Origin of the sequence: Mycobacterium sp. OAS707 (assembly GCF_014873705.1) — a bacterium.
Classification (GTDB): domain Bacteria; phylum Actinomycetota; class Actinomycetes; order Mycobacteriales; family Mycobacteriaceae; genus Mycobacterium.
Map to the genome: position 1 here is coordinate 304254 of NZ_JADBDS010000005.1, position 11436 is coordinate 315689.

Here is an 11436-nt window from a genome sequence, read left to right on the forward strand (position 1 = left end):
ACGATCAGTTCTGCGCGAGGTTCATCGCCGCAGCGCTGGCGCGCAGGTCGGCGCGTGTGTCAACGGCTAGCGACGCATGATCACCAAGCGCCACGTCGAGCGCAGCTGCGCGCGCGACGTAGCGGTGCAAGCGCTTCTCCGTGGTGAGTCCCATCTCTGCGACCCCTTGGACGGCGTGGCGCATGACAACCTGGGCACGGCCAGCGCGTATCTTCGCGATCCGAGCGGCCCACGCTGCCTGCTCGGGACTTGCGGTACTCTGCCACGCCGCATCAAGGCTCGCCCAGGCCGACGAGATCGCCAGGTGGGCTTCGGCCAGTGGATGCCGGACCGCCTGAAACGACACCGGCGGCCCGCCGTTTTGATGACACACTCTCACGTGGGAGGCCGCCAATTCCACCGCCGCGGTGCATAATCCGCAGATCTCTGCGACGAGTGCACGTCTACCCGCAGCCTGCGCTCGGCGCCAGCGGAGGTTGGCATCCCAGATGGGCGTGACTTTCTGAGACAGTTCCGCACCATTTACGCGGTACCACCGGAGCGTTGGATCCAATCCGACGATGGCGTCCAACGACTGGTCAAGCGCTTCCGACGGCAGCACCGCAACGCATGCTGTCTTTCCACAGCGCAGGGGGACCACGACTTCGGCAATGCCGGTTAGGTCGCCCATCAGTAAGCCTTGCAATGGACCAGGAAACCTATACGGCGCCGCCTCAACGGAATCCGGATAGAGCACTGCGCGTCGGCCGCTCGCGATGGGCAGGACAGGTGCAAGCTCACGGAGAATGACCTCATCGAGGATGCGCGAATTGGCAAGTGCTCGACCGTGTTCGGTGAACAGGATCGTCGTCGCGGCAGCTGGGTCTGCTTCGAACACGTCGTCCCAACCAAGCTGCTCGAGCGCGCGCCCCACACCGTTGGCCGTTGTGGCCGTGGCGAAGAGGTCTCTAAGCGATCCGGTGAGCAGTTCGGTCTTGCCGGCATCGAGTCCGTTGCCTGGGTTTGTTGATGTCATGAAGTCGACTCCCAAGTTAGTTCACGGACGTAGGTTGCCGATGATCGTGAGCTGCGCATCGCCTGACCCACCACGGATCGTCGCGGAGCGGAGGAACCGCCATGCGGCCCGCACCGATCGAGTGCAGGTGAGGAGCCGAGGATGACATCTGCGTCCAATAGCCGCATGCGATTTCAATCACGCTCCAGGCTGCGAGCGTCTCGGGTATGTCGCTGAAGAGAGGTTGATTCGACGGGCCGCTGCACCACGGCGGCAACTACCCGCTTGGCCAGTTCGGTCGCGGGCATATTTGTCAGCGTGCCGCTGCGCGCCGTTCTGATCGCTGTACCGGCAGCGGCCGCGACCGCTGCGCCGGAAGTGTTAAGGGCCACGTGTCTCCCTTCGTCTGCGGTTAGATAGCTGTTCCGGAGGCGGGCGCGCTGTGAACGGCCATCGGCTGTTGCCCGTCGCTGATCTGAGAAGTCCTCACCGACGTAATCACCATGCGATGCTATGAGTCGCTGGATGTCGCGCACGTGTCACTTCTTGACACACCATCGACATCCGAGGGCAACGACCCTGGTGATCGTGAACTTCCTGCCCCACGATCGGCTATCTGGTAACTCGATGGCCACTAGTGGCGACGTCGAGGTGCACCGCGTCGACCTGCCAGGTCGGATCCCGTTGCGCCATCGGTCGAACATGTCGAGCAACTCACCGCGGTTGGGACGGACGTGTGAGCCAACGGGGCAGACGACGATGAACGCGTTGTGCAGTCTGCGATCTCGTCAGAAATATTTCGTCAGAAACGTAGACGAGATTTGAATACTCGCACTTATCGGATGACAAAGGCAAAGGAGCATCGTGCCGCTTCGGGATGAACATCAGATCGTGTCGGTCGATGATCATTTGGTTGAGCATCCGCGGGTGTGGCAGGAGCGTCTGCCGCAGAAGTATCTCGAGCGGGGTCCTCGGATTGTCGAGGAGAACGGGATGCACTTGTGGCACTACGACGGTCAGGTGTTTCCGACCATTGGTCTCAATGCGGTCGCGGGTAAGCCGCCCGAGCAGTGGGGTATGGATCCGGTGCGTTATGAGGACATGATCCCTGGTTGTTATGACCCGGTGGCGCGGGTGGCCGACATGGACCTCGACGGTGTGCAGTCGGCGTTGTGTTTTCCGTCGTTCCCGGGTTTTGGTGGGGGGACGTTTCAGCGCGCCGAGGATAAGGATCTGGCGCTGTTGTGTGTCAAGGCCTGGAATGACTTCTATATCGAGGAGTGGTGCGCGGTTGCACCTGAACGCTATGTGCCGTTGGCGATCTTGCCGACGTGGGATATCGATGCGTGTGTGGCCGAGGCCGAACGGGTGGCGGCTATGGGTGCGCGCACGATCTCTTTCCCGGACAGTCCGGTGCCGCTGGGTCTGCCGTCGTTTCACTCTGATTACTGGGACCGGTTGTGGGCGGTCTGCTCGCAGGCCAAGATGCCGGTGTCGTTGCACTTTGGGTCGGGTTCTTTTGTGCCGGGGTTCTCGTTTTCCACGGTCAAGCCCGTCCCTGGTCAGATGGCCGCCCCGGATGCGCCGTTCGCTGTTGCCACGGCGTTGTTCTCGACCAACCTGATGTGGTCGACGGTGGATCTGTTGTTCTCGGGCAAGTTGCAGCAGTTCCCTGATCTGCAGTTCTCGCTGGCCGAGGGCGGCATCGGTTGGGTGCCCTACATCCTGGAGCGCACCGATTACGTGTGGGAGCGGCACCGTTACTACCAGAAGATCGACTTTGACACCCGTCCCTCGGATCTGTTCCGCAAGCACTTCTGGGGTTGTTTCATCGATGACGAGCACGGGCTGACAAACCGCCACGCGATCGGTATCGACCGGATCATGTTGGAGATCGACTTCCCCCACAGCGATTCCAATTGGCCCAACTCGCGCAAGCGTGCCGCCGAGGTGCTGGCCGACGTGCCCGACGACGAGTGCTCGCTCATCGTCGAGCACAACGCCCGCCGCATGCTCAACTTCCCCCGGATACTAAGCGGCATCTCGTGATCGACGGACGTCTGGCGCCCCTCGACGCCGTCGGGACCAAATCGGTTGCGGCCCAGTATCTCGAGGACCCGCGCGCGTGCTGCGCCGAGCGGTACCCGGACTCAAGGGGCGCAGCATCGAACGATGCAGCATCGTCATTGGGCGGACAGAGCGAATGAACCCGAACGGAAGGCAGTTCATGGGACGAGTACAGGACAAAGTGGTTTTGGTTACGGGTGGTGCGCGCGGCCAGGGCCGCAGTCACGCGGTCAGATTGGCGGAGGAGGGTGCGGATGTCATCCTCTTCGACATCTGTCACGACATCGAGACGAACGAATATCCGTTAGCGACACCGCACGATCTGGTGGAGGCCGGCCTGGAGGTGGAGAAGACGGGGCGTAGGGCCTACACCGCCGAGGTCGACGTCCGCGATCGTGCCGCCGTATCCGTCGAACTAGCAAGGGCTGTAGCAGAATTCGGCAAGCTCGACGTGGTGGTCGCGAATGCGGGCATCTGTCCAATCGGTGAGAACCTTCCGGTTCAGGCCTTTGCCGATGCATTCGACGTCGACTTCGTCGGTGTTGTCAACACCGTGCACGCGGCATTGCCGCACTTGAAAAGCGGCGCGTCGATTATTACCACCGGGTCGATCGCCGGACTCATTGCAGCGTCTCAACCGCCCGGGGCGGCTGGTCCAGGGGGTCCCGGTGGAGCCGGGTATAGCTATGCCAAACAGTTGGTGGATTCCTACACTGTTCAGCTCGCCCGCCAACTGGCCCCACAGTCGATTCGTGCCAACATCATTCATCCCACGAACGTCAACACCGCGATGCTCAATAGCGAGCCTATGTACCGGCAGTTTCGCCCGGACCTACAGGAACCCACACGCGACGATGCACTGCTTGCATTCCCCGCCATGCAAGCGATGCCCACACCTTACGTTGAACCATCGGACATCTCGAACGCTGTCTGCTTCCTGGCGTCCGACGAGTCCCGTTTCGTAACCGGTTCGCAGTTGAAGGTCGACGCCGGCGCCATGCTCAAATTTTGAACCCAGAACACGCGACAGAACCGAAATATCAGATCTCAGAGCCGACAGCTCGTCCTTTCAAACTCCCACCGAAAGGGCCAGGGCCACAGGGCGTCTGACGACGGGACAGGCCGGATACGAGCAGGAGGTTTGTGATGGCACGCCCAGCTGAGTGGTTCGTCATTCCGCGAAGGTGCAGCACAAAGTCGTCTGATCGTCTTTGTGAGATGGGAATGCGATGCGCTACAACCTGATATTTCCGATGCGAGCCGTCAAACACTGGAAGCGGTGGTGCGAGGGCGCCACCATCGGTGACGTGGCAAAACTGGTGGAAGAGGCCGGCTTTGACGCATTCTCGATGACCGAACACCCGTTTCCGGATAAGGACTGGCTGGCCCACGGCGGCCATCACGCATTCGATCCGTTCGTGTCGCTGAGCTTCGCAGCGGCCGCGACGACCCGGATCCGGGTGATGACCTACGTCTTGGTGTCGGGTTACCGCAACCCGTACTTGGCGGCCAAAGGGGCCGCAAGCCTCGACCTGCTGTCAGGCGGGCGCTTCACGCTGGGCACCGGCGCCGGCTACCTGAAATCGGAATTCGACGCGCTCGGTGCTGATTTCGGTCGTCGCGGCAGCCTGCTCGACGAGGCGATCACGGCATGGAAAGCGACCTGGGCAGGCGTCGACCACACCGGATCGGAATTTGGAGTAAGCGGCCACATCGCCCTGCCAGGTCCGATGACGCCCAATGGCCCACCGATCTGGATCGGTGGCAACGGTGCAGCAGCGCAACGCCGCGTCGTCGAGGTCGCCGACGGCTGGATGCCGCTGGCTGCTTCCGGCGCGCTTGCCGCGAACACCGGCATGCGACCGCTCACCGAACTGCAGACACTCGGTGATTGGGTGGCGACGGTGAACAAACGCCGCGCAGACTTGGGCCGCGGCCCTGCCGACGTCGCGTTCCTCCCGTTCGAGGCCGCGTCGATCGGCGGCGGCGATTGTGCAGCGTTCTGTGCGGCCGTTAGCCCTCGGGTGGCGGCCTATGCCGATGCCGGCGTCACATGGCTCTCCGTCGAGCCGGCGAGTAGGAGTTTCACCGACTTTCGCACCGACGTCGACGTGCTGGCCTCACAGCTAATCCATCGTTGAGCTGGTACCAGCCATCGTCGAATGAATTAACTCAGCAATCACCGACAAGCACCCAGAGCAAAGTAATGGAGCACGTAATGGCCGGCAACGAAAACCGCGATCTCGGCGTCGTGCGCTACGAGCGAGACGGGGCGGTCGCTCGCATCGTGTTGAACTGGCCCGCACGCGCGAACGCACAGTCCTCGGAAATGGTGCACCAGGTCGATTCCTGCCTCGACGAGGCCCGCCGGGACTACGGGGTCAAAGTGGTCATCGTCAAGGGCAGCGGCAAGGGCTTCTGCGCCGGACACGTCATCGCCCCCGACGCCTATCCCGAATTCGCGGAATCGAAGGCCAATATGGGCAACAACTTCCAAGGCAGCAAGGAGCTCTTCCTCTGGCCCACCCTACGATTCTGGGAGTTTCCGAAGCCGATGATCGCCCAGGTGCACGGATACGCCATCGGCGGCGGCACCTACTGGGCACTGCTGCCCGAAATCACGATCGCATCCGAGGACGCGTATTTCCAGATGCCGTTGGTCCCGGGGCTCGGCTTCCCCGGTGGTGAAACGATGATCGAACCGTGGGTCTTCATGAACTACAAGCGGGCCGCTGAATACCTCTACACGGCTCAAACCGTGTCAGCCGATGATGCTCTGCGAATGGGTTTGGTGAACCGTGTCGTGCCCCGCGAAGATCTTGAAGACGTGACTGAGGCCTTGGCGGCCAACATCACCCGTGCACCGCTATCCACCTTGATCGCGACCAAGACGATGCTGGTGCGAGCCTGGGAACAGATGGGCATGCGTCAGCACCTCCAATTGTCGGCCGACCTGATGTCGGTGCTGGAGAACACATCTGACGCCCAGGCCCTTCGAGCCGACCTGCAGGCCCGCGGCCGACTCCCCCGCCAGCATGCTGGCGAGGACTAGGGTCCGGCGCCAACAAAACGTCCCCCAGGCGATGCCGGAACGCCGATCGTCCCGCCAAAGTGCGGGTACCGCTCACTGGCCCAAGAGGATCAATAGCGCGAACAACATTCAAGTACACATGAAGCGCCGTTGGTTCCTTGCCGATCCAACCGTCACAGGGCAGGACGCGCGCGGCTCCGGTCTCGGGCGCAAATCGAGGATGGTTAGTCCATCGGGCGGAACAACGGAAGCCACGCCCGACTCTCTTCTTCACCGGACATCGCTGTCCAGTCTTCGAAGAACACCTCGACCGGCAGGCCGACGCGGATGTCGTCAATCGACACATCGACGATATTCGTGATGAGCCTGACATCTGGCTCATCGGCGAGTTGCACCATCGCCACGATGTACGGAGGGTCGAGCCCGGGGATCCATGGCTGCCGATTGACGGTGTAGGCGGCGACGGTGCCCTTGCCGGAGACTGGCTCCGGTGCGACATCGGTGCTGCGGCAGCGCCAGCATGCGGGTCCCGGCGGATGGAAGAAGTGCCCACAGTCGTGACAGCGGTTGATCAGTAGTTCCCCGTTGCGGCCGCCCGTCCAAAACGCCGTTGACTCGGCAGTCGGAGTGGGCGCTACCCGCGTCTGGGGTCTGCTGTATGCGGTGTCGCTCGTCATGCCCTAGCCTTCCTGGCATTCGCGGCCGGTCAACGCTTTGGTGTCAACCTGACGATCGGGAATGGTCGCTGGGTCCTCTTCTGATATTCGTCGTAGATTCTCTGCGCTTGGTGACGATTAGCCTTCAGGTTGTGACACCACCCGGCTCGGTTGCGGCCCGCCGCCGTTGGAGGCGACTATTTAGGTAGTCACCAGTCAGACCGCTGGTCCGCTGATAGACGGTGTTGTCGAAGCACGCATGTGTACCCAAAGCCTTTTGAACCAGGGACGCCATAGCCCTGACTCTGGCACAGCGGCTCCGACTTGACCATGCTGGTCGCTGCGGCGACAGACTCCCGACATGCTGGTCTTGCCGCGATGTTTAGAGTGAGCCGCCCCGGGTTCGATGCACACCCAGCCACATCTCCTGTCGCCGAGGACCACATGTCGGTCGCATGTCGGCAACGCATTTCGGATTGAAGTAGGCGCTTTGAAGGTAGTACCGTGCCGGTACTGCTCGAAATCCGAGTCCCCAATGGCACCGCTGGGGCCCGCCCCGCCACCCGTCGCTGCCGTTCAATGTGGCTCTGCTACAGGCGAATTCATCGGCCCGGCACGTGGCAGAAGATGCTGACCCCGCCAACCGGCAACCGGTGACGTCGACGACACCCGCTCATCGGAGATCAGGAAGACTACAGTGGATCAGGGCCGCCTCCCGGCATTAGATTGCCACCAGAGTGCTCAGCCATATCTCCTGGAAACCCAACTCAGAAACAACAACGGATAAGGGAGAACTGCTGGTGGCACAGCAATTTGACGGCGCGTCGGTGATCGTCAGCGGCGGCGCGGGCGGCCTCGGTGAGGCGACGGTGCGACGGCTCCACGCCGACGGTCTGGGAGTGGTCATCGCCGATCTCGACGCCGACAGGGGCAAGGCACTGGCTGACGAGTTGGGCAGCAGGGCGGCTTTTGTCAGCACCGACGTCACCAGCCAAGACAGCATCTCGGGTGCCATCGAGGAGGCCAATCAGCTCGGACAGCTGCGTTACGCAGTAGTCGCCCACGGCGGCTTCGGGGTCGCACAGCGGATCGTGCAACGCGACGGCACACCAGCCGACTTCAGTGCGTTCACGAGGACCATCGACCTTTACCTCAGCGGAACCTACAACGTGGCCCGACTGGTGGCCGCGTCGGTTGCGGCCGCCGAACCCCAGGCGAGCGGGGAGCGGGGCGCGATGGTACTGACCGCCTCGATCGCCGGTTATGAGGGGCAGATCGGCCAGACCGCCTATGCCGCAGCGAAAGCCGGCGTCATCGGGCTGACAATCGCGGCCGCGCGTGACCTCAGTTCGGCGGGGATCAGGGTCAACACGATCGCACCGGGAACAATGAAGACGCCGATCATGGAGGCGGTCGGCGAAGAGGCCATCGCCCACTTCGCCGCCAACATTCCGTTTCCGAAACGGCTCGGCAGACCGGCCGAATTCGCCGACGCTGCAGCGTTTCTGCTCACCAACGGCTACGTCAACGGTGAAGTGTTGCGCCTCGACGGTGCGCAGCGCTTCAGCCCGAAGTAGCACCGAATGCCCTCACCGCTCTTTGACAACAAGGCCGGTACCTTGGCCGTCGTATGCGTGGAATGTCAAAACGGCATGCTAGGACCGGATGCGGTACTGCCTGGGCTGGCCGCCGATGCCGGTAAACTGGTGGAGAACCTGAGTCGGCTGCTGTACGCGGCCCGCGGCCGCGGTATACGTGTGGTTCACGCGACGTACGAGGGAACATCGGGCGGCAGGCCTACAGGGACGGCTCGTCTTTGGCGGGCGCTGGGGCCCGCCATTGCCGAGTGGGAACCCGGCGCGACGGCCACCAAGGTGATCGACGAACTACTCGCACCCAGCGATCTCGTTCTCGGGCGACACCACGGACTGTTCCCCACCCTGGGCACCGAATTGTTGCCGGTGTTGCGGGACCTCGGCATTCAGACCATCGTATTAGGGGGGGTGTCACTAAATTTAGCCTTGCCGCTCACGGCGGGACACGCAACCCAGGCGGGTTTCGAGGTCGTCGTACCTCGAGACGCGGTGGGCGGCAGCCCCACCGAGTACGGCGAACAAGTTTTGGACAACACCATCGCGGTGTTGGGCCGGCTCACCACCGTTGACGAACTCATAGCCGAATGGTCGGACCCCGATGCGTTCGGTGTTAGCTCGTGATGAGCGGCCCGACCCACCGCTACCCGAATCGGTTGCACACCAAGGTCATCACCTACGTGATCACAGACATCCGTAGCAGGATACATTTCGTCGGACTTGGCAGCATGGATGTTCGTCCCTGCAGCGGGTGCGGCGCTTGCCGGCCCAGGACTTGAATCCGTCCAGAGCGGTGGGCCGTGACCGGGCAGCGAGTAGGGGGGTAAAGCTCAGTTGAGCGTTTCAGTCCCGCTCGAAATCGGCGGTATCGGCTGACTCCAACCGAGTTACACTGCCGGGCGGCATATTCGGTCGACCACCGCGGACCTTAGTACGCTTGCCGAGGGCGTTTCGGTGGTGCCGGGTCCGGGCGCGGGTACACCGTGTATGCGGGCACTCGGGGACCGCGGCTGACCTTCTTCTCGGCGCGGGCGAACCTGCTCGTCATGACATTGAACCATCGTTTTCGTCGGCCGCACGTTGTTCCCAAATGCATCCCGAGTGGCCGCGAATTCCTGCACAACCCGTTTGGCCGCCTTTACCGGATGGTCAGCAACATCGACCCGGCCACCGGTCCGCCACCCACTCCCACGGCGACGACCTCGGGAGACTTTGGAGCTTGCCGATGGCCGCCTTCGCTCCACATTTGCACGCACGCCTCGTGCAAGAAGCCCATCCCGTGCAAGCGTCCGCCCGAGAGTTGCCCGCCGCTAGTGTTGATTGGAAGCGGGCCGTCCAGTGCGATGCGCGCTCCGTCGTCGAGGAACTGACCGACCTTGCCGTGGTCGCAGAAACCCATGGCTTCCAACCACATAACGGTCAGGAAAGAGAAGCCGTCATATAACTGTGCCATGTCGACGTCCGTGGGAGTCAGGGTCGTGTTCTCCCACAGTGTGGCGGCCGAATCATGGGCGGCCATCGTGGTGATGTCGAAGCGCTGATCCCAAGTAGCGCGTTCGAACAGTCCCGGTCCTACCGACTCCACCGTCAAAGGGTGCCGCGGCAAACCGTTCGCTGCGTCACGGCGCGACACGATCACAGCAGTCGCGCCGTCACAAGGCACGTCACAGTCGTAGAGGCACAGGGGCTCGGAGATCATTCGGGCGCCAAGGTAGTCGTCCATGCTCATCGGTTCGCGATAGATCGCGTCCGGGTTCAGCCCGGCGTTCTTGCGAGCGTTGATTGCGATGTGGCCCAAATGCTCCCGGGTCAGCCCGAAGTCGTTCATGTAGCGCTGGGTGGGCATTGCCAGCCAGTTCACCGCCGACAACGCGCCGAAAGGCGCCACCCATTCCAGGTGCGGTGGCAGTTCGCCACCGTCGAAGAGTACCGACGCTCGGCCGCCGCCGGACTGCTGCGCCGCGGTGGACTCCCACACCGATCGGTACACGACGACGTGGTTGGCCAATCCCAGGGTGACTGCCATGCATGCCTCGATCACCGGGCCGATTTGGCCCGCGGTCTCGGTCGCCGAAACATACCAGCGGGACCGCAGCCCCAGCGCATTGCGGACCTCCTGGACGGTCGCGCCGGAAAACCCGGGGTCGGGCACGCCCGGCCCGGGGTAGCTGGCGATTCCGTCGACGTCGTTGACGTCAAGCCCGGCGTCCTCGATCGCTCGCACCACCGCCTCGAGCGTGAGATCGAGTCCCGTTCGGCCGAGCCTGCGGCCGACCTGCGACTTGCCCGCTCCGGTTAAAACTGCTCTTCCGTTGAACGGACCGCCGCTCATGTGAGCGCCTCACGAAACGCTGACGTTCTGGCGCGCCGCGGCCCTGACCGTCGCGCAGATCCAGTGGCCCGAGGCATGGCTGTTCCTCTCTGCGTTAGCACTACCCGACGCGCTTGAAGGCTACGGGCGCGGCGATGTCACTTGCGTGTAGATCTGCGACGGTCCCAGCCCTCACGCACACCTCGGAATTGGCTACCAACGGAAATCGGTTCTGCCGCGGCCGCGGTCGCCTCGAATTGAATCGCGGTGTCGACTTGTGCCCTGTCTCCAAGTCACCCGAGACGCAACGTGTCGGCCGGATCTCGATCCGGGAAACCATGCCAGTGTGGTCCACCGAGCTGACATGGCACCGACATGAAACTGGCCTGACACTCGCCGGAAGGTAGCAGCCCAGCTTGGAGTTCTAGAGATGTCGTTGGTGGCGTTGCTAACTGTCGGACGGATTTGGACGTGCCGCTCATCTTCAGTGCAGGGAGCAGAGCAAATTGACTGTTCGATCGATCGGTTTGCTGCGCGGAGGCAGGACCGACGCGTCGACATGCGCGGCGTGAGGCGCTTCGACGCGACGGATGAGTTTCATTGTGCAAGCGAATGACTGAATCGGCCGCGGGTAGCTGCCCGACACGCTGCTGCCCACTGCCCGCGGTGTACCTCGGCAAGTCCGCCCGCAGACTGTCGCCACCGCGTCGCCTCCCTGCCGTCAAGGCGACATACCGCGAGCAGTTCGACAAGCCGTGGCGACAATCATGATGAGAATGGAGTAC

10 protein-coding genes are annotated in these 11436 nt (G+C 62.7%); 7 read left to right on the forward strand and 3 right to left on the reverse strand.

The genetic code is table 11. From position 1 onward, the window contains the following. Positions 1 to 4 precede the first annotated feature (4 nt). Entirely contained in the window at positions 5 to 1015 is a 1011-nt protein-coding gene (locus GGC64_RS30005) for an acyl-CoA dehydrogenase family protein (protein ID WP_192726227.1), read from the reverse strand. 843 nt (positions 1016 to 1858) lie between these two features. Here GGC64_RS30005 and GGC64_RS30010 point away from each other — a divergent pair. The 4 genes from GGC64_RS30010 to GGC64_RS30025 all read left to right on the forward strand — a co-directional run bounded on the left by GGC64_RS30010 (position 1859) and on the right by GGC64_RS30025 (position 6113). Further along, complete coding sequence (locus GGC64_RS30010) at positions 1859 to 3043, forward strand: amidohydrolase family protein (protein ID WP_192726228.1); 1185 nt, start codon at positions 1859 to 1861, stop codon at positions 3041 to 3043. Between the two features lie 178 nt (positions 3044 to 3221). Then, a complete protein-coding gene (locus GGC64_RS30015) occupies positions 3222 to 4073 on the forward strand; it encodes a mycofactocin-coupled SDR family oxidoreductase (protein WP_192726474.1) in 852 nt (283 codons plus the stop codon). Positions 4074 to 4290: 217 nt separating this feature from the next. Further along, positions 4291 to 5202 carry an LLM class F420-dependent oxidoreductase gene (locus tag GGC64_RS30020; protein WP_192726229.1) on the forward strand — a complete coding sequence of 304 codons (912 nt, stop codon included), beginning with the start codon at positions 4291 to 4293 and terminating at the stop codon, positions 5200 to 5202. A gap of 77 nt (positions 5203 to 5279) precedes the next feature. Then, positions 5280 to 6113, forward strand: a complete 834-nt coding sequence (locus tag GGC64_RS30025; protein WP_192726230.1) for an enoyl-CoA hydratase-related protein — start codon at positions 5280 to 5282, stop codon at positions 6111 to 6113. Positions 6114 to 6316: 203 nt separating this feature from the next. Here the strand turns inward: GGC64_RS30025 and GGC64_RS30030 are convergent, their stop codons facing one another. Beyond that, positions 6317 to 6769, reverse strand: coding sequence for a Zn-ribbon domain-containing OB-fold protein (locus GGC64_RS30030; RefSeq protein ID WP_192726231.1), 453 nt, complete (start codon positions 6767 to 6769; stop codon positions 6317 to 6319). A 776-nt stretch (positions 6770 to 7545) separates the two neighbouring features. Between GGC64_RS30030 and GGC64_RS30035 the strand changes: the two genes are divergently transcribed. Then, positions 7546 to 8325 carry an SDR family oxidoreductase gene (locus GGC64_RS30035; RefSeq protein ID WP_192726475.1) on the forward strand — a complete coding sequence of 260 codons (780 nt, stop codon included), beginning with the start codon at positions 7546 to 7548 and terminating at the stop codon, positions 8323 to 8325. A gap of 6 nt (positions 8326 to 8331) precedes the next feature. Further along, positions 8332 to 8964, forward strand: a complete 633-nt coding sequence (locus GGC64_RS30040) for a cysteine hydrolase (RefSeq protein ID WP_192726232.1) — start codon at positions 8332 to 8334, stop codon at positions 8962 to 8964. A gap of 514 nt (positions 8965 to 9478) precedes the next feature. Here the strand turns inward: GGC64_RS30040 and GGC64_RS30045 are convergent. Continuing rightward, entirely contained in the window at positions 9479 to 10672 is a 1194-nt protein-coding gene (locus tag GGC64_RS30045; RefSeq protein ID WP_192726233.1) for a thiolase family protein, read from the reverse strand. Positions 10673 to 11263: 591 nt separating this feature from the next. On the opposite strand from GGC64_RS30045, the gene GGC64_RS30050 reads away from it, so the two are divergent. After that, positions 11264 to 11422 carry a hypothetical protein gene (locus GGC64_RS30050; RefSeq protein WP_192726234.1) on the forward strand — a complete coding sequence of 53 codons (159 nt, stop codon included), beginning with the start codon at positions 11264 to 11266 and terminating at the stop codon, positions 11420 to 11422. Positions 11423 to 11436: the final 14 nt, after the last annotated feature.